The sequence below is a fragment of the Candidatus Symbiopectobacterium sp. NZEC151 genome, from assembly GCF_025962655.1.
Classification (GTDB): Bacteria; Pseudomonadota; Gammaproteobacteria; order Enterobacterales; family Enterobacteriaceae; genus Symbiopectobacterium.
In genome coordinates this window covers 203,715-230,690 of record NZ_JAGFPE010000001.1, presented here as the reverse complement: position 1 = coordinate 230,690, position 26,976 = coordinate 203,715, and the positions used below count along the sequence as shown (strand labels likewise).

At 55.1% G+C, this 26,976-nt stretch carries 25 protein-coding genes; 12 read left to right on the top strand and 13 right to left on the bottom strand.

Annotation, left to right across the window (positions count from 1 at the left end; genetic code table 11):
- Positions 1-418: 418 nt before the first annotated feature.
- Positions 419-2,146, top strand: coding sequence for an HD domain-containing phosphohydrolase (locus tag J5067_RS00985; RefSeq protein WP_264650220.1), 1,728 nt, complete (start codon positions 419-421; stop codon positions 2,144-2,146).
- 8 nt (positions 2,147-2,154) lie between these two features.
- On the opposite strand, the gene J5067_RS00980 is transcribed toward J5067_RS00985, so the two are convergent.
- Entirely contained in the window at positions 2,155-2,910 is a 756-nt protein-coding gene (locus J5067_RS00980; RefSeq protein ID WP_264642011.1) for a DeoR/GlpR family DNA-binding transcription regulator, read from the bottom strand.
- An 83-nt stretch (positions 2,911-2,993) separates the two neighbouring features.
- Here J5067_RS00980 and nudK point away from each other — a divergent pair, with 83 nt between their 5' ends.
- Positions 2,994-3,578, top strand: coding sequence for a GDP-mannose pyrophosphatase NudK (gene nudK, locus J5067_RS00975; RefSeq protein WP_264642010.1), 585 nt, complete (start codon positions 2,994-2,996; stop codon positions 3,576-3,578).
- 121 nt (positions 3,579-3,699) lie between these two features.
- Here the strand turns inward: nudK and J5067_RS00970 are convergent, their stop codons facing one another.
- The 4 genes from J5067_RS00970 to otnK all read right to left on the bottom strand — a co-directional run bounded on the left by J5067_RS00970 (position 3,700) and on the right by otnK (position 7,282).
- Positions 3,700-4,461 (bottom strand): DeoR/GlpR family DNA-binding transcription regulator, encoded by a 762-nt coding sequence (locus J5067_RS00970; protein ID WP_264650219.1) that lies wholly within the window; start codon positions 4,459-4,461, stop codon positions 3,700-3,702.
- Positions 4,462-4,553: 92 nt separating this feature from the next.
- Positions 4,554-5,336, bottom strand: a complete 783-nt coding sequence (gene otnI / locus J5067_RS00965) for a 2-oxo-tetronate isomerase (protein WP_264650819.1) — start codon at positions 5,334-5,336, stop codon at positions 4,554-4,556.
- A gap of 18 nt (positions 5,337-5,354) precedes the next feature.
- Positions 5,355-5,975: an aldolase gene (locus J5067_RS00960; protein WP_264642008.1), complete on the bottom strand. Its 621-nt coding sequence runs from the start codon at positions 5,973-5,975 to the stop codon at positions 5,355-5,357.
- Positions 5,975-7,282, bottom strand: a complete 1,308-nt coding sequence (gene otnK / locus J5067_RS00955; protein WP_264650218.1) for a 3-oxo-tetronate kinase — start codon at positions 7,280-7,282, stop codon at positions 5,975-5,977. Before otnK ends, J5067_RS00960 begins: the two co-directional genes overlap by 1 nt.
- Before the next feature lie 470 nt (positions 7,283-7,752).
- Here otnK and J5067_RS00950 point away from each other — a divergent pair, with 470 nt between their 5' ends.
- From J5067_RS00950 to J5067_RS00930, 5 genes are all read left to right on the top strand, one after another.
- Complete coding sequence (locus J5067_RS00950; protein ID WP_264642006.1) at positions 7,753-8,778, top strand: TRAP transporter substrate-binding protein; 1,026 nt, start codon at positions 7,753-7,755, stop codon at positions 8,776-8,778.
- A gap of 119 nt (positions 8,779-8,897) precedes the next feature.
- Positions 8,898-10,769: a TRAP transporter large permease subunit gene (locus tag J5067_RS00945; RefSeq protein ID WP_264642005.1), complete on the top strand. Its 1,872-nt coding sequence runs from the start codon at positions 8,898-8,900 to the stop codon at positions 10,767-10,769.
- A gap of 54 nt (positions 10,770-10,823) precedes the next feature.
- On the top strand, positions 10,824-11,231 hold the full coding sequence (locus J5067_RS00940) for a heme-binding protein (RefSeq protein ID WP_264650217.1): 408 nt from the start codon (positions 10,824-10,826) through the stop codon (positions 11,229-11,231).
- A 13-nt stretch (positions 11,232-11,244) separates the two neighbouring features.
- Entirely contained in the window at positions 11,245-11,907 is a 663-nt protein-coding gene (locus tag J5067_RS00935; protein ID WP_264642003.1) for an aspartate/glutamate racemase family protein, read from the top strand.
- 16 nt (positions 11,908-11,923) lie between these two features.
- On the top strand, positions 11,924-12,733 hold the full coding sequence (locus tag J5067_RS00930) for a 3-keto-5-aminohexanoate cleavage protein (protein WP_264642002.1): 810 nt from the start codon (positions 11,924-11,926) through the stop codon (positions 12,731-12,733).
- 52 nt (positions 12,734-12,785) lie between these two features.
- On the opposite strand, the gene J5067_RS00925 is transcribed toward J5067_RS00930, so the two are convergent.
- The 3 genes from J5067_RS00925 to J5067_RS00915 are packed head-to-tail and all read right to left on the bottom strand — an operon-like array spanning position 12,786 to position 13,680.
- Positions 12,786-12,968 (bottom strand): DUF1869 domain-containing protein, encoded by a 183-nt coding sequence (locus J5067_RS00925; RefSeq protein WP_264642001.1) that lies wholly within the window; start codon positions 12,966-12,968, stop codon positions 12,786-12,788.
- Positions 12,965-13,324 carry a DUF1971 domain-containing protein gene (locus J5067_RS00920; RefSeq protein ID WP_264650216.1) on the bottom strand — a complete coding sequence of 120 codons (360 nt, stop codon included), beginning with the start codon at positions 13,322-13,324 and terminating at the stop codon, positions 12,965-12,967. Before J5067_RS00920 ends, J5067_RS00925 begins: the two co-directional genes overlap by 4 nt.
- Positions 13,325-13,326: 2 nt before the next feature.
- Positions 13,327-13,680, bottom strand: coding sequence for a DUF1971 domain-containing protein (locus tag J5067_RS00915; protein ID WP_264642000.1), 354 nt, complete (start codon positions 13,678-13,680; stop codon positions 13,327-13,329).
- 446 nt (positions 13,681-14,126) lie between these two features.
- Here J5067_RS00915 and J5067_RS00910 point away from each other — a divergent pair, with 446 nt between their 5' ends.
- Both J5067_RS00910 and yghU read left to right on the top strand, forming a co-directional pair.
- The gene (locus J5067_RS00910) at positions 14,127-14,837 is read left to right on the top strand and encodes a hypothetical protein (protein ID WP_264628381.1); all 711 of its coding nucleotides are present in this window, start codon (positions 14,127-14,129) and stop codon (positions 14,835-14,837) included.
- A gap of 172 nt (positions 14,838-15,009) precedes the next feature.
- Positions 15,010-15,840 (top strand): glutathione-dependent disulfide-bond oxidoreductase, encoded by an 831-nt coding sequence (yghU, locus tag J5067_RS00905; RefSeq protein WP_264650215.1) that lies wholly within the window; start codon positions 15,010-15,012, stop codon positions 15,838-15,840.
- Between the two features lie 60 nt (positions 15,841-15,900).
- Here the strand turns inward: yghU and J5067_RS00900 are convergent, their stop codons facing one another.
- Positions 15,901-17,145 (bottom strand): multidrug effflux MFS transporter, encoded by a 1,245-nt coding sequence (locus J5067_RS00900; RefSeq protein WP_264641997.1) that lies wholly within the window; start codon positions 17,143-17,145, stop codon positions 15,901-15,903.
- A gap of 124 nt (positions 17,146-17,269) precedes the next feature.
- Here J5067_RS00900 and J5067_RS00895 point away from each other — a divergent pair, with 124 nt between their 5' ends.
- Both J5067_RS00895 and J5067_RS00890 read left to right on the top strand, forming a co-directional pair.
- Entirely contained in the window at positions 17,270-18,484 is a 1,215-nt protein-coding gene (locus J5067_RS00895) for a TetR family transcriptional regulator (protein WP_264650214.1), read from the top strand.
- Positions 18,485-18,667: 183 nt separating this feature from the next.
- Positions 18,668-20,851, top strand: coding sequence for a TonB-dependent siderophore receptor (locus J5067_RS00890; RefSeq protein ID WP_264650213.1), 2,184 nt, complete (start codon positions 18,668-18,670; stop codon positions 20,849-20,851).
- Positions 20,852-20,855: 4 nt separating this feature from the next.
- Here the strand turns inward: J5067_RS00890 and J5067_RS00885 are convergent, their stop codons facing one another.
- From J5067_RS00885 to J5067_RS00870, 4 genes are all read right to left on the bottom strand, one after another.
- Positions 20,856-21,371, bottom strand: coding sequence for a nitrogen fixation protein NifQ (locus J5067_RS00885; RefSeq protein WP_264650212.1), 516 nt, complete (start codon positions 21,369-21,371; stop codon positions 20,856-20,858).
- The gene (gene nifB / locus J5067_RS00880; protein WP_264650211.1) at positions 21,371-22,777 is read right to left on the bottom strand and encodes a nitrogenase cofactor biosynthesis protein NifB; all 1,407 of its coding nucleotides are present in this window, start codon (positions 22,775-22,777) and stop codon (positions 21,371-21,373) included. Before nifB ends, J5067_RS00885 begins: the two co-directional genes overlap by 1 nt.
- A 181-nt stretch (positions 22,778-22,958) precedes the next feature.
- A complete protein-coding gene (nifA, locus tag J5067_RS00875; protein WP_264650210.1) occupies positions 22,959-24,527 on the bottom strand; it encodes a nif-specific transcriptional activator NifA in 1,569 nt (522 codons plus the stop codon).
- Entirely contained in the window at positions 24,524-26,020 is a 1,497-nt protein-coding gene (locus J5067_RS00870) for a PAS domain-containing protein (protein WP_264650209.1), read from the bottom strand. Before J5067_RS00870 ends, nifA begins: the two co-directional genes overlap by 4 nt.
- A gap of 392 nt (positions 26,021-26,412) precedes the next feature.
- Between J5067_RS00870 and J5067_RS00865 the strand changes: the two genes are divergently transcribed.
- Entirely contained in the window at positions 26,413-26,946 is a 534-nt protein-coding gene (locus tag J5067_RS00865) for a flavodoxin (protein WP_264641990.1), read from the top strand.
- The last annotated feature ends 30 nt before the right edge of the window (positions 26,947-26,976 follow it).

Below are 26,976 nucleotides of genomic sequence, written 5' to 3'. Positions count from 1 at the left end.
AAAATTGTTTAGAATGATCAATAATCCCCATTTGATAGGTTTGATCTATTGCTCGCAATTTAATGATCGCTAAAATCTATATCATAAAGCAGCATTAAAAACCATTAAAAAAGAATTTAATAAGGATAAATTTCAATATTTTAATTGTAATAAGAAAATTATGTCGTTTTATCCCAAAATACCTCGATTTACCTCAATAATAGAGTCATTGTAACCGCGTATAAACCTTGTTAGGATGAAAAAAACGCTGAGTTTATTAGCTTATTAACAGGATTGGCGTTTGCTTTTAACCAATAAATCATTAGATTTTTTTGATTATTACCAACGTTAATCCATCAAATAATTTGCTTACCATTCGGCTAAGAAAACGGAAACGTCGCCAAACACCAGGGCTTATCTATACCAAGAGGGATATCGTATGATGGAGCATTACGCCCCCCCGCCAAATAATGTTATTCGTTCGCTGATTCAACACCCTCACGCGATGTCAATTTATGCCAAAAATATGCCATATCCTCTGAAAGCCGATGTCAGGGAGCTCAGTCTCGATACCAGCAGTATGATATTGGAAGTCGAATACTCGGGGTCTGATATTGAGCACTACCTCGATGAAGGGGGATTAAATTTCGATCTGGAGGCCCTCAAAGGCGTCGATAGCAGTGAGCGAGAAACCTACAGCCTGTGTAATATCCCGACCCGGTTGTTTAAGGTAGACAGCATGCTGTACCGACTGGAATGCCAACTGCCAGAGTCGGTATTTATCAATGAAAACCGAGGCGCGATTCGGATTCCTTTTATTCTCGGGATGCAGGCACGCGTGCGCGTTGAAATCTATCGCCATGTGCTGACCGTAACCGGGAAATTACGCAATCTTTCAACCGGTGGCTGCCTGGTCGAAATCGATCTGGTAGAAAGTATTGCCGTAGAAGTGGGTCAGGACATTCCGGGTATCACCATAGAATTTCCTAATGGCACCACCCTGTTTGCACAAGGCAAAATTCGACATATGCGCCCCTTTGGCAATAACGGTTATGCCGCAGTGGGTGTTCAATTCATTAATTTATCTTCATCACAATCTGAAGCGCTGTTTCATTGCACGAACGAAGTGGAAAGAGAGGCGGCATTTCGTACCGGTATCACCGGCAGCATGATCTATCAATCTCCGCTGTTCATTCCGAGTGCCAAGGAGAAAAGCATTCTGTTACGGGAAAATCAGGAACGCGAGAAACGTACGCGCCAAACCCCGATGGAACGCGGCGTGCTGGAAGTGGCACATCGCCTCCAGATTGGACTGATGTACGTAAAAACCCGCCACCAGCTGCCGCTGGAAATTTTTTATGACTGCGTCGACACCTTGCTGTATCTGGTCAAAAACGATCGCAAAGCCTTCTTGTACGCGCTCTCTTTTCTGCGCGACGAAGCCGACTGGGTGCGGCATGCGGTGCAGGTCTCCGGAACAGTAGCCGACATGTTGCTGCTTCACGATCCTCACGATGCGCAAATACGCGAAGCGGTTCTCGGTACGCTGCTGCACACCATGGGTAAGCCGCTGTTAGTCAATGCCAACCTTCCCTCCCTGAAGGTCAATATGAACCCGGCGCAGAAAGCGATACTGCGCGGCCATGTTACCGAACTGTGCCATAAATTAAGCGAACTTGGCTGGGAAATGAGTCCCATTTGCCGTGAAGTGATCGAGAATGCCAATGAACGTCTTGATGGCAGCGGCTATCCAGCGGGCAAATCGGGCACTCAACTGTCACCGCTGGTCAGGTTGGTGTCGGTGATCAAAGCCGTCAACACATTACGACACGCGCGCAACAGCGTTTCGCCCCGCACGCCGCTGGAGGCTTATCGCAAAATTCATGAAGCGCACGACGCCTATGACAAGCCGCTGTTGGTGAAATATATCCAGATTTATGGCCCCTATCCCATCGGTAGCCTGGCGAAATTCTCGGCCGGTTTCCTGGGCTGGATCCTTGATATTGATAACAAAGGCCGGCCGACGGTGGTGCATTTAGTGAAAAATCTGCGCTTTCCCGATACCAATATCAGCAGCGTGGTATCCAAAGGGGATTTATCTCAGGTTGGCAAACTGGTTAACATCGCCAACCCGCAAGAGTACGGACTCAAGGTGCATAAGTTATAGCGTGGGGCTCAAGCATTGATAACGCTAACACCGTGGGTCGCCAGTGCCGCTGACAATGTGACATCGGTGTCCTCTTCCACCACCAGCGTATTCATCACTGACAAATCACCGATGACAAACGGTGATGCAGCGTTTATTTTTTCTGCCGAGGCCAGCACAATGGTCTCGGCAGCACGTTTTGATAACGCACGTTTGATGCAGGCTTCTTCATAGTCGCCGGTGGTGAGCCCCGCTTCCGGATGCACACCGGTGACGCCCATAAAGAAAATATCGGCGTGATACTGCGCAATACCTTCCAAGGCGGCAGCACCCACGGTCACGATGGAGTGTTTGTAGAGTTTGCCACCAATCAGAATCACTTCGATCAGCGGATGTGCCACCAACCCCAGCGCAATGCTTGGGCTGTGCGTTACCACGGTAATGGATAAATCCACAGGCAGAAATTTGATCAATTCAGCCGTGGTGGTGCCGCCGTCAATAATCACCACCTGGCCTGGTGAAATCAGTTCGGCCCCTTTTTTCGCCACCCTCATCTTCGAATCCATGCGTAGCGACTGACGTTCGGAAAAGGTGACCTTGGCATCAGCGGCAGGCACGGCGCCGCCGTGTACCCGTTGCAGCAGCCCTTGGGCGGACAATTCCCGTAAATCGCGACGCACCGTGTCTTCCGAAACCTCAAGCCACTCACTGAGTGCTTTAGATAACACCTGCCCATCACTGGCAAGCTTTTCGAGAATGGCTTTTTTACGTTGTGGCGTGAGCATCGGGTCCTCTTTATGCACGAAATTAATTGACCATGCGTGTTTTTGCTGTTTATGATGCCTAAAATACACAAATAGGCCACCAAATGCCATTTAAACATGCAGAAATACGCATACAAAACTGCCAGATTCTCTCTGACGATTGGTATACGCTGAAAAAATACACCTTTGATTTACAACGCCGCGACGGCGAATGGCAGCGACAACACCGTGAAGTTTACGATCGCGGCAACGGTGCCACCATCCTGCTGTATAACCGGCAACAGCGCACAGTGGTGTTAACGCGCCAGTTTCGTTTTCCGACCTATGTCAATGGCTATCACGGTTTTCTGATCGAAACCGCGGCTGGCCTGCTCGATAACATGGATCCAGAAAGCCGGATAAAAGCGGAAGCGGAGGAGGAAACAGGATACCGCATCACCAACGTGCAAAAAGTGTTTGAAGCCTTTATGAGCCCCGGCTCGGTCACCGAGAAGCTGTTTTTCTTTATTGCCGAATACCGCGCGCACGATCGTGCAGGTTTCGGAGGAGGGATTAAAGCGGAAGGGGAGGATATCGAAGTGCTGGAAATGCCCCTGGAGCAAGCGCTGGAGGCGATTGACAGCGGTCTGATCGCCGATGGCAAAACCATCATGTTGCTACAGTACATCGCGCTGAAAGGCATACTTTAAGTGCGCGATGTCGACACCATCTAGTGCAACACAACCCATTTTGATCGCCAGCCACCTTGCCCATCAGAAAGCCGCTGCGCTGGCCGTGGATCAGAAAGGGCATGTTCCGGTGTTGCGTTCCCTACTCCGCTACCACCAGGTGCACGCCGGTTTGCAGCAAGGCACTTTTTGCGCTTTCCGGCAAATTACTGTCGGTGATAACGATATCCATCTCTTCCAGTGAGACCGCATTAAACGTGCCCACCTTGCCGTACTTGCTGGAGTCACAAATCAGGATACGTTTATTCGCCGCCGCCACCGCCGCTTTCTTGATGGCAACTTTGGCCTCGGTCGGCGTGGAGATCCAGCGCGCATTCCACGACGAGGAGGAGATAAAGCTGATATCCACGTTAAGGTTATGCAGAAAATGGGTGGAACTGTCGCCGACGCAGGAACGGTTCTCGCGCAACACCAAGCCACCGGTGTGGTAGAGCTTGCAGTCGGAATGTTCGATAAGGTAGTTGATCACCATCAGATCGTTACTGACGATCAGCAGATCGTCCAGAGATTCCAACGCCTGCGCCAGTGCCAGCGAGGTGGTGCCCGCATCCAGATACAGTGACATCCCCGGCTGAACGTACTGCGCCGCCGCATGGGCGATCAGCGTCTTTTCGGCAAATTGCAGCGCACGTTTGGTCAGGTGCGACGGTTCCGAAGTGATTTTTTCCGACAGTTGCACGCCTCCCGACACGGAAAGCACGCGTCCTTCCTGTTCCAGCTTTTGGATATCCCGGCGCACGGTCATGTGTGACACACCCAACAGTTCGGTCAATTCGGTGATCGAGATCAGCTCGCGTTCAACCAGTGCTGTGAGTATCAATTGCTGTCTTTTAGCTGGAATCATCTATCGCCTTTTTATACTGTTTTTCACCGGCCATGCGCCGGTAACCGCCTGATGGAATACGCTTATTGCCAAGGCGTATTGTTCAATTCTGTTTATGGTTCGTCAAACGCTTTCCGCCAGATGAGCCCTGCATGCGTACCGGATTCGGGATGATACTCACAGCCTATCCAGTCACGGTATCCCGCCTTTGCCAGTTCCCGAAAAATAAAGGCGTAATTGATTTCCCCCGATACCGGCTCATGCCGGTCCGGCACGGACGCAATCTGTACGTGACCGATACGCCCGGCCAGCGAGCGGATCAGCATGCTGAGATCGCCGTGGGTAATCTGGGCATGGTAGAGATCCAGCTGTACGCGAGCATTAGGGCGGTCAATCATACTCACCAGCCGCTCGGTAAGGCGCTGGTCGTGCAGAAAATAGCCCGGCGCATCGCGCGGATTAAGCGCTTCGCACAGTAGCATTACCTGCTGCTGCGCCAGCCGATCCGCGGCCAACCGCATATTGGTGAGCCATAGTTCGGTCGCATCAGCAGTGGAGAGCGATGCTGGCGTATTGCCCGACATCACGTGCAGCTTTTTGCACCCCAGGTGCCCTGCATAGTGTAAAGCCTGTTCCAGTGCTTCTTCGAAGTCACGCTCGCGGCCGGGCAGCACTGCCAAACCGCGTTCGCCGCCCGCATAATCACCGGGGTTAACGTTAAACAGGGCGAGTTGCAATCCATTGCGACGCAGTTCCTGGCGAATATCCTCCACCGGATACGCGTAAGGAAACAAAAACTCTACCGCGCTGAACCCGGCTCTGGCAGCGGCTTCAAACCGTGCCAGAAACGGCACTTCGGTAAACAGCATCGAGAGATTAGCGGCAAATCTGGGCATCATGTCTCCTTTTCGCCCTCAGGGACGCAGCTCACTGATTTCGGCCTCAGTGAGATAACGCACGTTGCTATCTTTGAGTAAAAACATCAGCTTTGCGGTCTCTTCCAGTTCATCCATGGCATTGGCCGCTTCCGTCAGCGAGGTTCCCAACACCACCGGACCGTGGTTTGCCAACAAAAAGGCATTCGCCTCGTGCGCTCGCTGCGCCAGCGTTTCCGCAATCTTGATGCTGCCCGGCTTAAAATAAGGCAGCAGCGGCATCTTGCCTACTTTCATCACATAGTAGGGGGTGAAAGGACGAATGATATTATCCGGATCGAGACTGTCCAGACAGGACAACGCGGTCAGGTAGGTCGAATGCAGGTGCACAATGGCATTGCAGTCCGGGCGCTGGCGATAAATCGCCAGGTGAAATGCGATCTCCTTGGACATGCGATCGCCGGTCACTTGCTCTGCGTCCATCGTCACTTTGGATAGCCGTTCGGCCTTCAACGATCCCAGACACGAGTTGGTGGGCGTCGCCAAAATATGACCATCCGGCAAGCGCAACGACAGGTTTCCGGCAGAACCAACGGAATATCCGCGCTGATAGTATGACGCACCGCAGGAAACCATCTGTTCACGCAGTTCACGTTCCATTATTTATTATCCTTCTGATAGAAATCCTGTGCGGTAAAAAAGAAGCGTTCATCGCCAAAATTGCCGGATTTAAGCGCGAAAAAGCGTGCTGCATTCGCCGCCCGTACCCAGGGAACGCCGGGCGCGATTTGCGGGCCGATGAGTAGCGCACCCACCTGCAAGCGCTGCATCACCGCACCAGAGGTCTCTCCGCCTGCCACGATAAAATGATCGAACCCGTGCTGAGCCAGCTTCAGCGCCAACGCGGCGAAGAAAGCCTCTACCGCCGCACTGGCTGGCTTGGCACCGTAACGCGCCTGAATGCGCGCAACGTCATCGCCAGCGGTTGAATAGACGAGCGGCGCAAGCGCACCTTGCTGTTGGCAGACCCACTCCGCCACCTCTGAAACGTAATCCGCAAGGCGTTCAATACAACCGGCAACATCGAGCGGCAGCGCAGGGGCCTGAGCCGCATAAGTGGCGACCTGCACATTGGTCATGACAGAGCAAGAACCCGATAAAATCACCGTCTTGCCACCGTTAGCGGGTTTGCCCGCCTCACTGGCATCCACGTTACCCGACGATGAACCCCGCGTTTGTACGGCGGCCAGTCCGCCCGCCAGACCCGAGCCACCGGTAAGCAGCGTCAGCGTTTGGCTCGCCTCGGCAATGGTTTCCAGATGCGTGGAGTTCAGCGCGTCGGGCACCAGATAGCGATAACCCGCCTGACGCAAATCAGCAATCGCCTGCAGCACCGCCTGCACGCCCGCATCAATCACGGAACAGGGAATGTTTGCCGCGCGCCCTGTCGCCTGCGCTTCCATTAAGCGCATCACGTTGGCATCGCGCATCGGCGTCACAGGGTGGTTACGCATGCCGGATTCATCCAGCGGCACGCCGTTGACAAACAGGTAACCGTGGTAAACGGTGCGCCCGTTCACCGGCAATGCCGGACATAACAGCGTGATGTCCTGCGCCAGCGCGTCCAGCAGACTATCCGTTACCGGGCCAATGTTGCCTTGCGCCGTGCTGTCGAAGGTCGAGCAATATTTAAAGTAGATCTGCTTGCACCCTTGCTGTTGCAACCAACGCAACGCCTCAAGGCTCAGGGCGACCGCTTCCTCTGCCGGACAGGAACGGCTCTTCAGGCTGACAACGATGGCATCCACATCGGTTGTGATTTTTTGTTCATCCAGTTGCGTCACCTGAATAGCGGACAAACCGCCGTTGACCAAAAAGCTGGCGATATCGGTGCCCCCGGTAAAATCATCGGCGATAACACCTATTCTGGGCGGCACGGCGTGGGGCCGTGGTGTGTTGGTTGGCATAGAGATAACCCTGTTCCGTCGTCGAGGAAAGTGCCTCATTATCATCGCTGATTGTGAAAAAATATTAAATACGGGTCACACTATCGCCGATTCGCGCACTTTTTTGTGATTTATTTTTAAAAAAGGTCGAGAAATTATACAAAAGTCACAAATTGGGCGTTAGGTCATTGTGGTTTATTTCGATTAACGCATACTGATGCTGGACACAAAACGCGCTAACACTCAGGTGACAGTATTTATAAATAATAATAAAAGCGTGATAAATAAGCACGTTATAGAAATAAAAACGAGAACGCGCCAGCGGTCGATGCTCGTAAATCCGCCCGACGCAAGATTTAACAAAAAACAACAAAACAGCTTCAGAACTGAACGAGAGATAAGCCAACCGGCCGATCCAGCGGTTCTAACCGGTCAATATTCTCTGTACCTAACCAGTCTGTACCTAACCAGAATGATTAAGAGAGGACATCATGTCGAACATCACACGACGCACATTTCTAAAAGCCGCCGCCGTTGTCGCGCCGGCCACGGCGGTTATGGGATTCCCTTTTATTGCAAACGCTGCGCAGCCTGAATTCCATTTCAAATACGGCACCAATTTGCAGCAAGAGCATCCGTTCAGCATCTGGACACAGAAAACCGCCGATCTGATCAAAGAGCGCACTCAAGGGCGCGTGGTGATTGATGTGTTCCCGAACAACCAGTTAGGGGGTGATACCGACATGCTGGCTCAGGTAAGGCGCGGCGGTATCGATATGTTTAACCCCTCTTCGCTGGTGATTGCCACGCTGGCCCCGGTGGCGGCGATCAATGCCGTTGGCTTTGCTTTCGCCGATTACGATCAAGTGTGGAAAACCATGGATGGCCCGCTCGGTGCACTGGTGCGCCAGGGATTTGACCGCGTGGGACTGCACGCGATGGAAAACATGTGGGACAACGGTTTCCGCCAGATAACCAGCAATGCCGGGCCGGTGAACACCGTGGCCGATATGCAGGGGTTGAAAATCCGCGTGCCGGTCAGCCCGATCATCGTGGACATGTTTAAAGGCATGGGTGCCGCCCCCGTCGGCATGCAGTATTCCGAAGTCTACTCCTCATTACAGACCCGCGTGATCGACGCGCAGGAAAACCCGCTGGTGGTGCTGAAAACCGGCAAGCTGTTTGAAGTGCAGAAGTATTGCTCGTTGACCAACCATATTTGGGACGGCTACTGGTGCATCATGAACAAAAAATCCTGGCAGAGTTTGCCGCCTGATTTGCAGCAGATTGTCGCCACGGCGTTCAAAGAAGGCGCGATGAATCAGCGTGCGGAAATCAGCCGCCTGAACGCCAGCCTGCTGGACGATTTGAAAGCGACCGGTCTTACCTTCAACACCACCGATCCCACCAGTTTCCGTCAAAAACTCAAAGAGAGCGGCTACTACGCCACCTGGCACAAGAAATTTGGTGATGAGGCCTGGGCCCTGCTGGAAGGGGCGGTAGGCAAACTTTCCTAAAGGCGTTCCGCGCGGTTGCCACGTTCCAAGGTAAACGCTCCTGGCACCGTGGCGAACCGTTAAGGTCACGGCCTGTTAGGAACGATCCTGTTTATCAAACATTCACAAGAGTAAAGCGAATGGAAGTTTCACATCACATCAAGCCGCTCCTGCCACCGGGGAGACTGGCCACTGGTCTGGAAATTTTTTATGACTATATGGGCCGTGGCATCGAGGCACTGGCGGGGCTTCTGGTGCTGGCGGAAATTATCGTCCTGCTCTCCGGCGTTATCTCCCGCTACGTGTTTCACGCACCGCTGGTCTGGTCCGACGAAGTGGCAACCATTGGCTTCGTCTGGCTGACCATGCTGGGCGCGGTCATTGCACTGCGACGTGGACAGCACATGCGCATGACGGCACTGGTGTCACATTTGTCCGAGGGGAAACGCGCCTTTGTTGAAGCCCTGGCGATGGGCGTGTCATTGGCCTTCCTGATTCTGATTTTCGAACCCGCTTGGGAATACGCGCTGGAAGAGTTGATCGTGGTGACGCCAGCGCTGGAGATCAGCGTATTCTGGCGCGCTGCGTCGATCCCGGTTGGCATCACGCTGATGCTGATCACCATGCTACTGCGTCTGATGTTGTCCGCACCGCGTTCACAGGCAACCTATCTCGGCTTGCTGGTCGTGGCGATCGCAGTGGTGGCCTTCTCCTTCTCCGGCTCGATTCTGATGCCGCTCGGCAAGCTGAACCTGATCCTGTTCTTTGTGGTGATTGTCGCCATCGGCGTGCTGTCCGGTGTGCCTATCGCGTTCTCATTTGCCCTGGCGACCTTCGGTTATCTGGCATTGACCACGCGGACCCCGATGCCCACCATGGTCGGTCGGTTGGAAGAAGGCATGTCGCACATGATGCTGCTGGCGGTGCCGCTGTTCGTGTTCCTCGGTGGGTTGATCGAGATGACCGGCATGGCAAAAGCCATGGTGCAGTGCCTTTCCAGTCTGCTCGGCCACGTGCGCGGCGGGCTCTCCTATGTGCTGGTCGGTGCCATGTATCTGGTGTCTGGTATCTCCGGTTCTAAAACCGCCGATCAGGCAGCGATTGCGCCGGTGCTGCTGCCGGAAATGACCTCACGCGGTGCCAAGCGCGGGGATTTGGTCGCCCTGCTCTCCGTCACCGGTGCGCAAACAGAAACGGTTCCACCCAGCATCGTGCTGATCACCATCGGCTCCGTCACCGGGGTATCCATCGCCGCGCTGTTTGTCGGCGGGCTGCTGCCTTCTGCCGTACTCGGTGCCATGCTGTGTCTGGTTATCTGGTGGCGTAATCGGGGCGAAGACTTAAGCCAGGTCAAACGCTATAAGAGAAAAGAGATCGCCAAGCTGTTTGTCATCGCGCTGCCCGCGCTGATCCTGCCGTTCATCATCCGCGCCGCGGTCATCGAAGGCGTCGCTACCGCAACCGAAGTGTCTACCATTGGCGTGGCCTATACCGCACTGGTTGGGGCCGTGTATTACCGCCATTTTGATATGAAACGCGCCTGGTCGATGCTGATTGATACCGCATCACTGTCGGGTGCCATCATTTTTATCATCGGTGCGGCAACGGCCATGGCGTGGGGCTTAACGCAATCCGGCTTCTCCAAAGATCTGGCTACACTGATGGCCTCACTGGGCGGCGGCATGACCTTCGTGGCTATCTCGGTGGTGGCGTTCATCATTCTGGGCAGCGTGCTGGAAGGCATTCCCTCCATTGTGCTGTTCGGGCCGTTGCTGTTCCCGATTGCACGCGATTTGGGCGTTCACGAAGTGCATTACGCCATGGTCGTGGTGCTGGCAATGGGCATCGGGCTGTTCGCACCGCCGTTTGGCGTCGGCTATTACGGCTGCTGTGCGGTCAGTAAAACCGATCCCAATGAGCCGCTGCCTTACATCTGGGCTTATCTGGGCGCAGCTACGGTCGGGCTGATTATTGTTGCCATGTTCCCGTGGATTTCCATTGGGTTCTTATAACGGCAGCCGCTAACACCATTACATCCGGCTGTTGACAGCGGATAAGGAAATAGCATGGAAAATCTGACGTTTGAACACGCGCAGCGCGCCGTTAATGTCGCACTGGCGCTGTCACAAGACAACTACGCGGGTCGTCCGTTGACGGTCGCGGTATGCGATCGCAGCGGCGTACTGCTGGCCTATGCCCGCATGGATGGCACCAAGGCCTTCACGGCAACGCTGACACAGCGCAAAGCCTATACCGCCGCACAGTTTGGTATTCCCACTGCAAAATTGCTGGAGCGGCTGCAAAAAGAAAATCTCTCGCTCTCCTATTTTGCTGACGACAACTTTTCACCGCTGCCCGGCGGCATCCCGGTACTGCGCGGTCAGGCTGTGATTGGCGCCGTCGCCGTGGGTGGCATCAGCGTTGCGGAAGATGTCGAAGCAGCTGAACTTATCGTTTCCGCGATCTCAGAATAATAAGGGGTTAACAATGAAAAAAGCGGCCATATTTCACACCAGTAAAGGGACGCTCGCCATGGTGGATGAGCTGGCAAAACGCATCATGCCGGACGTCACACTGATGCACATCGTGGAAGATTCCATGATTGCCGATGTCATGGCACAAGGCGGCGTCACACCCGCCATCAATGCGCGCATTGCCGCCTATGTCACCAGCGCGAATCTGGCTGGCTGCGACATCTTCTTTACCGCCTGCTCCTCGATTGGTGCAAGCGTGGAGCGTTGCCAGTTTATCAGCCCGATCCCGGTGATGCGTATTGATGAAGCCATGGCGTTGGAGGCGGTTGAACGTTACGACACCATTGCCGTACTGGCGACGGTTGGCACGACCCTGGCACCCACACTCGAGCTGATTCAACGCAAAGCGGCCGAGCTTGGTAAACAGACGGTGATTCACTCGCAGTTGATGGCCGACGCGTTCACCGCGTTTCTGGCCGGTGAACTGAATAAACACGATGCCATCGTGGCGGCGGGTATTCACGAAGCGCTCGGGAAAAACTGTGATGCCATCGTGCTGGCTCAGGCGTCAATGTCGCGCGTATTGGCGTCAGTGGGTGAACTGCCGGTACCGGTGCTGACCTCGCCAGAGCGCGGGATTCAGTTGTTGAAACAGCGCCTGGATGCGCAGAACTAACCGCAGAGGCAAAGGTATGAGAAAAATTGTTATTTCCGTCGCGCCGGTGGCGGGAGACACCACATCCGCCAATCCGGAAGATGTCGCCAGAGAAGCGATCGAATCCTACCATGCCGGTGCAGCGATGGTGCACCTGCACGTGCGCGAGCGTAATGGGCAATTGACGCGCGATCCAACGCAATTTCAGGAAACGCTGCGTTTGATCCGCCAACACACCGATATGGTTATTCAGGGCTCAACGGGCGGCGTTTCGGCTATGACCATCGAAGAGCGCTGCTCACCGCTGGACTGCCCGCTGGTGGAGATGTCGTCGCTGAATGCCGGTTCCGTGAATCTGGGTGATGTGGTGTATCGCAATCCGATGCCGGAGATCAAGTACGTCACCGAGCGCTGTGTGCAGACCGGCATTGTGCCGGAAATTGAAGTGTTCGAGCTGGGCATGATCCATAACATGCAGCTTATCGCGCAGGAAATGCCGCTGCCGACGCCGGTTATCTATGCCATGGTGTTAGGCCATAAAGGTGGCTGCCCGGCAACGCCCGCCACGCTGGCGCTGTTTAGCCAATACATCCCACGCGATGCGCTGTGGAGCATCACCCACTACGGACGCCGGGATGATTTTTCGATATTAACGGCGGCGTTGGGTCTGGGTGCCTGTATGGTCAGAGTCGGGTTTGAAGACAGCGCCTACCTGTCGCCCACGCAGAAAGTGGAGCACAACGCGATATTGATTGAGCGCATGAGCACCATCATCAAAAATATCGGTTTCGAGGTCGCGACGCCGGAGGATGCCCGGCAGATGTTCGGTTTGAGGCCATTGGCCTGACGGGATAGCGATATCAAGCAGACGTCAATCGGCGTCTGCTACTTCCTGTTGACTACCAGCCGCAGACGTTATGTTCATCTTCCGTGTCATACGCGCGCACGGTATTAATCAACTCCCTGATCACTTCAGCCGCCACGTCCGGCGCTAATAAGGTAATGGGGGTTTCAGTCTCATAATCGGCTGACACGCCGTTGCTGTTGTTGGTGACTGTCACCGTGTACGTTATCTTGCTCATTCTACACCTCGCTCTGCGTTCAACACTTTTTTCAACCCAAACCCTTGCAGCTTCACCTCAGGATCGGCGAAGAAATCAATCATAAAATAGGTATCTTCGGTCAACGGCGCGATACGCTGAAACTGCGACGGTGCCGTTGCCAAGAATGCCCCCGCTTCAATGCGCGTTTCGCTGTCAGGCGTCGGCGCATCCGCCGCAGAGAACGCTTGATAGCTGACTGCGCCCTGCATGACCGACACACGTCCGTAAACGCCCGGCTTATTCGCATATATACCGCAAACCGGCTCTGGCAATGTGGTATTGCTCCAGAACGTCGTGGCATATTTATGAATATAATTTTCAGGAATCAATATCATGATTATTCCTTGATGTTACTGACCATTGCTGGTGCAGATTTTAATACGTCGGGCTCAACGAAAAATTCGATATTAAAATAGGTATCTTCCGTCATGACTTCGATGCAGTGCCATTTCTCTGGCGGAAATACACCAAAGTGTCCGGCAGTAATCAGCAATTCACGCTCAGGTTCGGGTGTGGTTGCATCGGCAAAACCCAGATACTTTACGGCACCGCGTATCACCGATAACCGCGGGTAAACGCCGGGCTGGGTGCCCGCATCCAGATGGCGTTTAAAAATGCCGGCAGGCGCGGTGTCTTTATTCCAAAAAGGCGTGGACCGCGTATGAATACATTGCTGCGGAATAGGTAGCATGTTTATCCCCCTTTATGGGTACAGCGTGCGTTTGAACCCTTTCAAACGACCTCATGCGCTTCCGACAATACAAAAGATTCATGAAAAATACAACTTCAAAAATAACACAACCCTACAGATGAAAATAATTAATTAACGCGGTAAATATAAAGCAAAAAAATACCGCACAAGGTTAACGGCAAATAAACCATTCCCGACGTTGATTTTATTCTTTATTGGAATAAAAATTTCTTTTATGGGACACATCCATTATTAAAAAAGAGAAAAATCACCTAGTCACCTGAAAATACTAGAGATTTATAATAGCTTTTACTACAATCCCCGCGATATTGATAGAAACCGGCGTGGCTAAAGGAATAGGTCGCTGGCGCAATAGCGTGTAGCGCTAATTTTGTGATAAACCGACGTTCGGTTTCTGCGTCACTCTTAATGCAGGAAGGAACCTGATGAAATCGAAAACACTGCTTGCTTCACTGATATTCACCACCTTATTGGTGGGTTGCGATCAATCCACACAACAGACAGCTGCCGCTCCTGCGGAAAAACCCAAAACCCCGGTACAACGGCGTGGAGACATTGCCAGCGATTATCGTTATTCGTTACAAACCGATGGCCCTGATATCTGCTTGCGCCGCGTGGTCGAGATATTGGGCAAAGAGACCAAAGTGACGTCGGTTAAATCCTTTTTTGGCACCGGCGAAGCATTGAGCAGTAGCCCTGCCTTTGTGACACCGAAAGGCGTATTGAAAACCTGCTCGGTAGAATACCAGGATCCGCAGGATGGCAAAAAACTGCTCAGCCTCGATATGGATGCTTTTTCCGGCGAATTCAAAGCACCGGTTCCGGTGAAAATCACCGTCACGGGCAATGCCGACAGCTTTAAACTGGATGATTACCTGATCGCGCTCAGCAAGGTTGATGCCGCAGCCATCAAGCCTTTCCTTGACGGTAAAAAAAGCTGGTTAGATACCTATTTCTCCGAACACGCACTTTACTCCGTAACGCTAAATGAACCGGGCCCGTTTAATGACAAGCACGTATTGTCGATCAGAATGGATGGGCTATTAACCAGCAACGGTATCAATAAATATGTCACGGCATCCCTCTCTATGGATGGAAAGCGCGTGATAAAAGACGGCTTTAAAGCAGGAAAATAACACCGTCACAGCAAGGGGTGCTAGCGAAGTTCGGGGTGAAAAATGCGCTTACTCTCGGCGCAGTGCTGACTTTACCCCCCATCAGCGCTATAACTGGACCGTTACCTTTCGGGTGTGCAGCAGCGTTTCAGGCGCTGTTGCACGCTACGTCAACCATCAATGGAGGTTTTTCATGGCCAGTTCTTCGACCTATGTGCCGCCCAACGTATGGCAGCCAGCCCCCTCTGGCGGCGCTTTCGCCAATATCAACCGTCCGGTTTCCGGCCCAACCCACGAAAAGGCGCTGCCGGTCGGCAAGCACCCGCTGCAACTCTATTCGCAGGGCACCCCGAACGGCGTAAAGGTCACGGTAATGCTGGAAGAGCTGCTGGCGCTTGGACATGCCGGTGCCGAATACGATGCCTGGCTGATTCGCATCGGCGAAGGCGATCAGTTTTCCAGCGGTTTCGTTGAGGTCAACCCCAATTCCAAGATCCCGGCGCTGCTCGACAGCAGCGGTGAAACACCGGTGCGGGTGTTTGAATCGGGTTCGATCCTGCTCTATCTGGCAGAGAAATTTGGTGCCCTGCTGCCACACGATGCGGCTACGCGCACCGAAGCCCTCAACTGGTTGTTCTGGCAAATGGGCTCTGCACCGTTCGTCGGTGGCGGTTTCGGCCATTTTTATGCCTACGCGCCGGAAAAATTTGAGTACCCGATAAACCGTTACGCGATGGAAACCAAGCGTCAGCTCGACGTATTAAACCGCCGTTTGGCTGAAAACCGTTATCTGGCGGGGGATGACTACAGCATCGCCGATATCGCCGCCTGGCCCTGGTATGGCTGGCTGGTGCAAGGCACCTTGTATGGCGCAAGCGAGTTTTTATCCGTACAGGATTATACCCACGTGAAACGTTGGGCTGATGAGATTGCGGCACGCCCCGCAGCCATCCGTGGCCGTAAGGTCAACCGCACTGGCAACGATGGCGTTGCAGAACGCCATCAGGCATCCGACCTGGATTAATGCCCTTCCCGGCGCTATCGCCAGTTCGCTGGCGATAGCGTTGTTATGCTCACCAAGCTATCAGTGCGATATCTCAGAGGCGGTGGAGGACAACGCGGCATGTTTTCCCGCCTGTTGTCGATGCGCATCGCGCCAGCACAGCAGCGCCGCCAGCGCACACACGGCCAGCATGAGCAGCGGCGGCAACAGCGTGCCATCGTGTAAAACGCCGAGCAGCACGCCGACCACACCGCCGAACAGGTACTGCATCACCCCCAGCAGTGACGACGCCACGCCGGTCTGCCCCGCCGCCGATCCCATGGCGACCGCCACGCCGTTGCCAAACACCAGGCTCAGGCTGCTCATGGTCATAAACAGCAGCGCCGTTAACAGCCACAACGTCGCGCCACCGCTCAACCACAGCCCTACCAGCAACAAGGTTCCGACCAGATGTATCCCTAATCCCACGGCGAGAATCTGCTGCTCGCGCCAGCGGTTAAGCAGAAAGATGTTGATCTGCCCGCACACCACCATGCCCAGCGCATTCGCGGCAAACAGGGTGCTGTAGAGGGTGGGAGAGAGATGGAAATAATCGATAAAAATAAATGCCGATGCGCCAATATAGGTAAACAGTCCGCCCATGGTGAACGCCCCGGACAGGGTGAATCCCATATAGATGCGCTGGCGAAACAGCGCGGTATAACCGACAAAAGCCGCACCAATATTGCCCTGCATGCGCTGACTTCGCGGCAGACTCTCTGGCACCCAGCGCCAGGTGGCAAACAGCATGATTGCCCCGACGATACCCAGTCCCCAGAAAATCGCCTGCCAACCCAGCGTGCCCGACAACAGGTTGCCCAACGGCGGTGCCACAATCGGCGCTATCGCCATCACCTGCATCAATAGCGAAAACACCTTGGCCGCTTCACGCTCGGCGTAAAGATCGGCCACGATGGCTCGCGGGATCACCAACCCTGCCGCACCGCCAATGCCCTGCAACAGGCGGAAGAAAACAAACTCGGTCAATGAGGTCGCATGAGAAAGACACAGCGATGCAGCCAGAAACAGCACGATACCCAACAGCAACGGTCCTTTTCGCCCGTAGCGATCGGTAAACGGCCCATAGAGAATCTGCCCGAACGCCAACCCGATAAGAAACACCGAAAGCGAAGTTTGCATACCAGCAGCATCGGCACCAATGGCGTGGGCGATCGCAGGGAATGCAGGCAAATAGAGGTCGATGGACATGGCGTCAAACGCGCACAGTATCCCGAGAATGGCGATAAGGGTAAAACGGTGCACGCCCGGCCGTAAAGACTCAGACATTGATGTAACCTTGTTAACAATGCAAAAGAAGTAATAACCGTCGGCAAAGTGCTGACCAATCGGCTAACATGCGTAATACGCAGCGCAATATATGACTGATCAGTCGGAAATGCAAGGTAGGGAAATGGCACGCAAACAAACCATTGATAGCGATCAGATACTTGATGCAGCGGAAACCGTTTTGCTGCGCAGTGGTGTGCACGGTTTCACCCTCGATGCCGTTGCCGCTCAGGCAGGCATCAGTAAAGGTGGGCTGGTTTACCGTTTCCCCAGTAAGGATCAACTGATTCAAACCCTGTTACAGCGGGAACTGACTCGTTTTTCGCAAGACGCTGAGCAGCAATGCGTGCGTTATGGCGACACACCGGGTGCCGACATGCTGGGTCATATCAGCGCTATCGGACAAGAGACTGAAGAAACTGCGTCGCGCGCCATTGGCTTGCTGACCGCGCTGGTCCATGCCCCGGCCATGCTGGCACCGGTACAAACCTTTTACCGCACGCAACTGGCGCGTCTGGCACAAGCGACACCGCTCACCAAACGCTTGCGCATTGCTTTTCTCGCCGCAGAAGGCGTGTTCTTGCTTCACGGCACCGGCTTTGCCGCCATCAGCCGGGATGAACGCCAATCCATGCTTGATGACGTCTGCGATATGGTGCGTTCGGCCTATAACAGCCATGAAGAAACCGCACGACCTAGCGGTTCAATACAGGCCTATTCCCCCAGTTCGCCACCGTTTCCCCCGACACCGGCGGTCGCCTGGTTATCCGCCAACGGCGTGAACGGGGTCAGCCTGTCGGTAGAGCGCAGGCATGCACGCGCGGCACAGATTATTGCCACCGCTACGCAGATTATCCGCCGTGACGGCATCGCCACGCTGACGCACCGCGCGGTCGCCGCTGAAGCCGGAGTACCGCTGGGATCAACGACCTACCATTTTAAAAGCCTGGACGACCTGCTCAATGCAGTGATGCGTGAAGCCATCGCCCTGTTTCGCGAAGATATGTTTCACTGGCTCAATGCGCGCCGCCATGACGACCCTTGCGAAGTACTGACCCAGTTTATTTTGCGCGGCACCACCGACATCCAGGATCTGGCGCGCGAGTACGAACTGTTTACCGCCGCTATTTCGCGCCCTTCCCTGCGTCCTATGGCACTGGAATGGTCAAACACGGTAATTGCGCTGTTGAAACTGGTGGTACCCGACAATGCCGCCCAGCCGCTCGGGACGCTGATGAATGGCTTTTTCATTCGCGCGCTGTTAACGCAACATGAACACCCGCTGACCCATCGGCAAATTTACCCGGCGATTGCCGCGCTGTATCACGCCTTCCGTTAATCCCTGACGGCTTTCCTGCGGGAGAGCCTCTCCACGCATTGCCATTCCCTTATGCTTTTTGTGCCTTTACATTTTATTGACAAAAAGCTGTACATACGTACTATTTTTTGCCAGATTAGCGAACGCGAATCATTAGCGTTTGGGCCAGCGCAGCCCATATTACTGACAAAAGGGAAAAGGACAATGCACAAAGCGCCTCTCTTCACACTCACGCCGCTGACGCTGATCGTCGCGGGTTTGGTCGGTTCCGTCTCCGGCATGGCGTATGCTGCCGATGAAGATACCATCACCGTCAGAGCCACCGCCGAACAGGAGCTAAAGCAGCAGCCGGGTGTTTCGATTATCACAGCAGAAGACATCCAAAAATCACCGCCGGTCAACGATTTGTCAGAGATCATCCGCAAGATGCCGGGGGTGAATCTGACCGGTAACAGCGCCACGGGCGCGCGCGGCAACAACCGCCAAATCGACCTGCGCGGCATGGGGCCGGAAAATACCCTGATTCTGATTGATGGCCGCCCGGTTACTTCGCGCAACGCCATCCGCTATTCGTGGGACGGTGAACGCGACACGCGCGGTGATACTAACTGGGTGCCGGTCGAAGCCGTGGAACGCATTGAAGTACTGCGCGGCCCGGCAGCGGCGCGTTACGGTTCCGGTGCCGCCGGCGGCGTGGTCAACATCATCACCAAACGCCCAACCAATAACTGGACGGGCACGCTATCCCTGTACGGTAACCAGCCAGAGAGCAGCAAGGAAGGTGCCACCCGACGCACCAATTTCACGCTGTCCGGCCCGTTAGCCGGTGAAGCACTCACCATGCGCATGTACGGCAATATCAATAAAACTGACGCGGATGACCCGAACATTAACCATAATCAGAACGGTTCCTACGCGGCGGGCCGCGAAGGGGTGCGCAATCGTGACATCAACACCCAACTGTCATGGAAACTGTCGCCGCAGCAGATGATCGATTTCGATGCGGGCTACAGCCGTCAGGGCAATATCTATACCGGTGACACTCAATTCAGCAGTAGCCAGGCAATACCTCAGGCGCTGGCAGAAAGTGGCGCAGAAACCAACCGCATGTATCGCCAGAACTACGCGCTGACCCATAACGGCATTTGGGATTGGGGGCAATCACGCGTTGGCGTTGCCTACGATCACACCAACAATACCCGTCTGGAAGAGGGGCTGTATGGTCGTTTTGAAGGCTCGATCACCGATCCGGGACGTTACAACACCAGCCGACTGGATAACTACCGCGTTAATGGCGAAGTGAATATTCCGCTGGAACAATGGGTCGAGCAGACGCTGACGCTGGGTGCCGAATGGAACCGCGAGCAGTTAAATGACCCGGCCTCCAGTTCGTATACCGACAATTCAGGTGTGACACTGCCAGGATCGTCGATCGATCCCAGCCAGCGCAGTAGCAAGAATAGTGCGGATCTGAGCGCGGTCTATCTGGAAGACAACATTGAAGTGGTGCCTGGAACCAAAGTGATCCCTGGGTTGCGTTTTGATTATCATAGCCGTTTTGGCAGCAACTACAGCCCCAGCCTTAATCTGCAACAGGAACTGGGCGACATGTTTAGCCTGAAAGCTGGCATTGCGCGTGTGTTTAAAGCCCCTAACCTGTACCAGTCATCGGCCGGTTATCTCCTCTATTCGCGCGGTAACGGCTGTCCGATAAACATATCTAATGGCGGCTGTTACCTGTTGGGAAACCCGGATCTGAAACCGGAGACCAGTATCAACAAAGAAATCGGGTTGGAGTTTAATCACGCGGGCTACCAAGCGGGTGTGACCTATTTCCGCAACGACTATAACAACAAAATCGTTTCCGGCTCCAATCTGGTTGTCCCAACAGTCGGCAACAATAACGTGCTGCGCTGGGAAAATGGCGGCAAGGCTATCGTGCAAGGGCTAGAAGGCAATCTGCTGGTTCCTCTGGTCGACGATGTGTTGAACTGGCGCACCAATGCCACTTACATGATCGAATCAAAAGAGAAGAAAACCGGTAACCCGCTCTCCATCATTCCCAAATACACCGTTAACACCCTACTGGAATGGCAAGCTACCGAGGCGTTCTCCACTACCCTGAGCTGGACGCAGTACGGCGAGCAGAAGCCGCGCCATACCGCGACTAACCGCATAGAAAATGTACCAAATGGCCTTTCTTCACGCACCATCGGCAGTTATGCCGTCTGGGGGGCGGGCGCAAGCTATCAGGTGAATAAAAACCTGCGCGTCAACGGCGGCATTAGTAACCTGTTTGATAAACGCTTGTACCGCGCCGCAGATGGGGCTTCCACCTACAACGAACCGGGGCGTGCCTACTATCTGGGCGTCACCACGTCGTTCTAAACCCTCACACTTCGGGCGCGAAACAGTGCGCCCATTCACAGCACTCATCGCAACTGGGGGAGCGGCACACCAGCTCCCCGTCACTGTGCAGACACCGCTCACGGTAGAAAAATTTCTTCCAGCGCATATTGTTCACGTTGAGTGCCACCAGCGATGGAAAGCAGTCCGTCATCAGCTCCCGCAGTTCCGCCCGTGAATCCAGCCCCAAATCCTGCCACAGGTGGTTAAATCCCAGCGATGCGCTGGCAATCACACGGTGCATCGGTGCCGCGTCGTCTACCCTATGTTCGTCCAGCCAGTTGGCAAGCTGGTCGCACTCGGCGTTGCGGTGTGATTGCAACTCGGTTAACAGTATCAACCGCTGCTGATGCGCTGGGGTGAGCGGCGCGGCCGACCAGCGCAATTGCGCCAGCAAGGCGCGCCAGGCCGCCGTGGATAGCCCCATATGGTAAGGAAAGCTGGCTGCCCCCGATTCATATTGTGCCAGCAGTCGGCGTAGCCAGTAATGGGCTTGCGTCATCAGGCCGCCCCTTGCGCCTTAGGTTGTACAGCAGGCTGTGCTTGCCGCGTTTGCCACCAGTCGGCCAGCACCTCGTTCACGTTCTGCCAGGCACCTTCGACACAGGGCTGAATGCCACGCTGTTCCAACTGCTGCCAGGGACCGTAACCGATGCGCGCACAAAAGACCGCCTGCACATCCGCCAGCAGTTCCAGCAGTCGCGCCATGCGATCGCCATTTTCCTCCGGCGGGCATTCTGCGCTACCGTGACAATATTGCGGGGTAAAACGCTCATTGACCCGCACCACCCCCGCCGCCGACAGGCTGTATATCTGAAAGCGTTGCGCGTGCCCGAAATGCTGGTCAATCACGTCGCCGCGCGATGACGCCACCGCCACCAAACAGGCGTCAGGCTCCTCCGACTCACCGAGCGTCGCCATGCTGGCATGCAACTGCGCGCGCTGGTGCATCAACGGTGTGTACGGCTGTGGCGTGGCAGGCAGCGCCGACAGCGGGAACTGCTGGCTGCGATCCTCGCCCAGCATCCCGATTGCATCGGCACGGCACTGTTGGCAATGCGACATTTGTGGCATCGCCTGACCACAGCGCGACCGCACGCGCGCCATACAGTCCGCATCCGGTTCCGGCTGTCCTTGCAGACCAAAGACCGTACCGTGCTCAGGACGTGCAATCAGCGGCATAATGTTGTGCAAAAAAGCGCCCCACTCGCGGGCTTTTTCACTGACGGCCAGCATCGACACCTCGTTGATATCCGGGATCAGCACTGAGTTAATTTTGACCAATACCCCGCGCTCCGTCAGGCGGCGAATGCCCTCTTCCTGACGCGCCAACAGTATTCTGCCCGCCTCTTCGCCGGTATAGCGTTCGCCATCCAACCACAGCCAGGCATAGATCTGTGCAGCAACGGCAGGGTCCAGCGTGTTGAGCGTGACGGTGACGTGATCCACGCCAACGTCCAGCAGACGATCCACCGCTTCGGGCAGCAGCAGGCCGTTGGTGGACAGGCACAGTTTCACATCCGGCAGTTGCTCGCGCAGTTGGGTCAAGGTGTTAAAGGTGCGCGTCATATTCGCCAGCGGGTCGCCCGGCCCGGCAATACCCACCACCGACAGTTGTGGAATGGCCGCGGCCACCTGGCGCGCCTGTGCCACCGCCTGCTCGGGCGTCAGCAACGTCGATACCACCCCAGGTCGCGATTCATTGCTGCAATCATACTTGCGGTTGCAGTAGTTGCATTGCAGATTGCAGGCAGGAGCGACTGCCAGATGCATACGCGCGTACCGGTGGTGACCATTCACCGAATAGCAAGGATGGTGCGCAGCTTTGCTGGCCTGCAACGGCGTCAACCCGTTGAATTGAGATGTCCGGCAGCCTGCTGCGCCGGATGCGGAAGGACATGCTGTCATAATAGTGCCTACGGTTACGGAATCCTGTCTGTAGCGTTGCAAAGGCCGTACCGATTGGATTTAATATAAAAAACATTTATAAACAATGAATTATCATATTTTTGCCTAGAGAGGCTTTGTCGGGATTGTCGCAGCGGCGCGACAATGTCTCTAATGCCACAATCCCGACACGGGCGGATAATTACAAACGGTGCATGTTGATATCCAGCGTCTGGATACGGTAGGCCACCTGGCGCGGTGTCATGCCCAGCAGGCGTGCCGCCTTGGCCTGCACCCAGCCGGTTTTCTCCAGCGCGGCAATCAGCCGCTGCCGCTCATCGAGCGATTGATCCAGCCAGCTCTCTTCGTGCGCAGGTGCCACCACGCTCGCCTTGGGGGCCGCTTCGCGGTGATTGAACAGAATGACGTCTCTGTCGATCAGTCCACTTTCCGACATCACGGCGGAGCGCTCCAGACAGTTTTCCAGCTCGCGCACGTTGCCCGGCCAGCTATAGCTCATCAGCAAGCGGATTGCGCCGTCGCTGATACGCAACGCACGGCCCTGATGCTGCCCGATTTTGCGTACCAGAAAGTGTGCCAGTTCGGCGATATCTTCCTGACGTTCGCGCAGCGGCGGGAGCGCCAGCGGCATCACGTTCAGACGATAGTAGAGATCCTCACGAAAATGGCCGGCACGCACCTCCTCCTCCAGATTGCGATTGGTCGCGGCGATAATGCGCACATTGACCCGCAGGGTTTCATCACCCCCCACCCGTTCCATTTCGCCTTCTTGTAAGATACGCAGCAGTTTGGCCTGAAACGAGGCGCTGCTTTCACCAATTTCATCCAGAAACAATGTACCGCCATCCGCCAGTTCAAACCGTCCTTTACGCTGGCGAACTGCGCCGGTGAATGCTCCCTTTTCATGGCCGAACAGTTCGCTTTCCAGCAGGTTATCGGGCAAGGCAGCGCAGTTGAACTTCACAAACGGTGCGGCGGCTCGCGGCGAATGGTGATGAATGGCGTTAGCCACCAGTTCCTTACCGGTGCCGCTTTCTCCCTGCACCAGCACCGTGGTGTCCCAACGCGATACCTGACGGATAATCTCCATGGTTTGGCGCATTGCGGCACTTTTTCCGACCATATTTTCAAACCCGAACGGGCGCGGAGCAGCGGCACAGACAGGAGCGCGCTCGGCAGGGCTTGGCGCTTCCGCCCCCGGACGCGCAGGCTGCATCAGGCGCACCGTTTGCGCCACCATATTGGCGACCGTTTCCAGAAAGCGCGTGCAGGCCGGAAGCCGTTCTTCATAACGCGCCATCGGTTGGGCCGCCAATACCCCGATGGGTTGGGTCTCCACGCCAAACAGGGGAACCGCAATAAACGGCAGGTTGTAGTCGTACAAGCCAAGACGATCGAGAAAGCGTTGGTCATCAGCCACTCTCGGCAACACCAGCGGTTGGTGCTGAGACAATACGGTGCCCACTAAGCCTTCGCCGGGCCGATAGCGCACCTGACTGCCGCTGGCAATTAACTGCTCATCTGCCTGGTGCAGCGCTTCCACCGCCAGCACCCCGCGCTGGGTATCATAAAGGCAGATCATGCCATGTTGCATAAAGGCATCGTCATGCAATATTCGCAGCACGGATTGCAGCGCCTCACGGACATTGGTTGAGCGGCTCAAGGCGCTGCTAAGACGTTGTATCGCGGTAAATTGCTGTGAAAGATCGAAACGCCACACCACAGTGCCGGTATCAGGTACGCGAGTCATTTTGCACCTCCAGTCAAAACCGCAGAGAGGGGAAAGCGGAGCGTAAGGCACGTACCGCCTGCCGGACGCGATGTCAGATCGATAGCGCCTTGATGATGCGCCACCAGCGTTTGTATCAAGCGTAGCTCCATACCTTTGCCCGGTGTGCTGATGGTTGCTGCTGCCGCAGCGGCATAGCGCACCTGCATCAAGGGGACGTTGTCTTCAATGTAGAGTGATAGCCAGCCGCCTTCTTCCCGGGCGTAGATCTGTACCGCCAGTGAAAAAGGAAAGGTCTCGGCGGGCACAATCTCCGTCGCCAATGCCAGCGTGCGATCGAGCCACAAACTGAGGCAGGCCAGCACCTGCGTTCGCTGACCAAATCCGGTCAGGTGTGGCGACGCCAACACGCAGTGCAAGCCGTTAAAACGGGTGTGGTAGAGGGCGCAGAGATCGTCCAGCAGGGTTTTAACCGGCCATTCACCTGGCGCTTCAAACGCCAACGATGGACGACAAGCCTGTAAGCGCGCCACGGCCTCTTCGCCCTCACGCCAGGCGGATTCCAGCGCCACATTGCTGCGATCCTCACCGTTAAGACGCCGTGCCGCCGCCAGCATGTTAAGTGGACAGTTAAGCTGCACCAACGCCGCATCCAGCGATTCGCGGATCGCCGCCAGCAACGTGCCGCTGGTAATCTGCTGCTTTAATCGGTCGAGTTGCCCTTGCTGCTGCTGTTGTTGCTGTTCGGTGCAATCGGTGATCACAATCAGCGTGCGCGGCAATGCGCTATCGGTGAAATAGCGGCTGGCTTCTTCATTAACGCCCGGCAGCGCCCAGATACCCACAGTGAGCCAGCGCGTCATGCCACGCACCGACACCGGTTGCGGCACACCGTCACGCAGCGCCGCTTTATTATTGTGGTAATCCAGCACCGCCAGCAGTTCCTGTCCCCCGCAATCGGCACACAGGGTTTTGTACGCCAGGTTATCCATGATCACGCGGTCGTTTTCATTCACCACCACCACCGCCGCAGGGATATTGTTCAGCGCCGCCGTGGTTAGCGTCATGTGGTTACGCAGCCGCTGTTCGAGGGCATAGCGCGCGCTGATGTCCTTATGCATGGCCAGATAGTGCTCCAACTCCCCCTGCGAGTTCACGATGGGGGTGATGTCGATATCCGCCAAATAAAGGCTGCCATCACTGCGCCGATTGATAAGTTGACCGCGCCAGGCCTCTCCTTGCAGCAGGGTATGCCACATCTCCTGATAGACCTCGCGCGGCGTCTGCTGGCTCGCCAGCACGCGGTGATTCTCCCCTAGCAGCTGCGACAGCGAAAAGCCGGTCAAGCGACAAAATGCCGGGTTGGTGTAGACAATACGCGCCTGCGGGTCCGTTAAGGAAATGGCCACCGACGATTGCTCCACCACGGTAGAAAACAGCGCCGGATGCTGGCGCGATAAATGGCTGGCAATCTCCCCCAGTGGGAAAGATTCCGTCATCAGGTTCATGGTCATGGCTTATCCTTACAACAACCGACGCCGTTATGTCAGGTTCGCAACAATTTGTGCCACGATCCGACAACCTTCTCCGGCCTGTTACCGGTGCGAATAACCATGCAAACACTACACCTTTTATTCATTAACTCGCCTGAACATTGATCCTGATGCGGGTTTTTTCGCCATTTCATGCGCTGGCGGCGTTTTCCCTGGATCATTGTCCTGTTTTCTCGGGTGGCATCAGCACCAGAACGGTCACTGATAGTGCAATATTGCGCCATAAATGTGCAAATTATCACCAACTGCACCCTATCAAAAGCTGGCACGATCTTCGCACCCTGATAGTCACCAGAATGTGCGGATACCCACCGCCGCTTTTCCACTTTCATCGAGTCAGTCAGGAGCATGTTATGGCGAACATTGGTATATTTTTTGGCACCGATACCGGTAAAACACGCAAGATCGCCAAGTTGATTCATCAAAAACTGGGCGATGCGGCAGACGCGCCGGTCAATATCAACCGAACCACGCTGGACAGTTTTCTGTCCTATCCCGTGCTGCTGCTCGGCACGCCTACGCTGGGGCAAGGACAGCTACCGGGTATGGATGCCGGGTGCGAAGGCGAGTCCTGGCAGGAATTTATTGACGGATTATCCGGCATGGAACTGGCGGACAAAACCGTTGCGCTGTTCGGTCTGGGCGATCAGGTCGGCTACCCAGACAATTTTGTCAGCGGCATGAAAGCGTTGTATGACGCTGTGACCGATCGCGGAGCCCGCGTGGTCGGTGCCTGGCCGAGTGCAGGTTATGATTTCAATACCTCTGCCGCACTGATTGACGACAGGTTTGTCGGGTTAGCGTTGGATCAGGACAACCAGTACGATCTGACCGAAGAGCGACTGGACAGTTGGCTTGAGCAGATAAAAACCGCATTGGCCGCCTGATGCAGTTATCGAGCACAAGGTGTGTTTCTC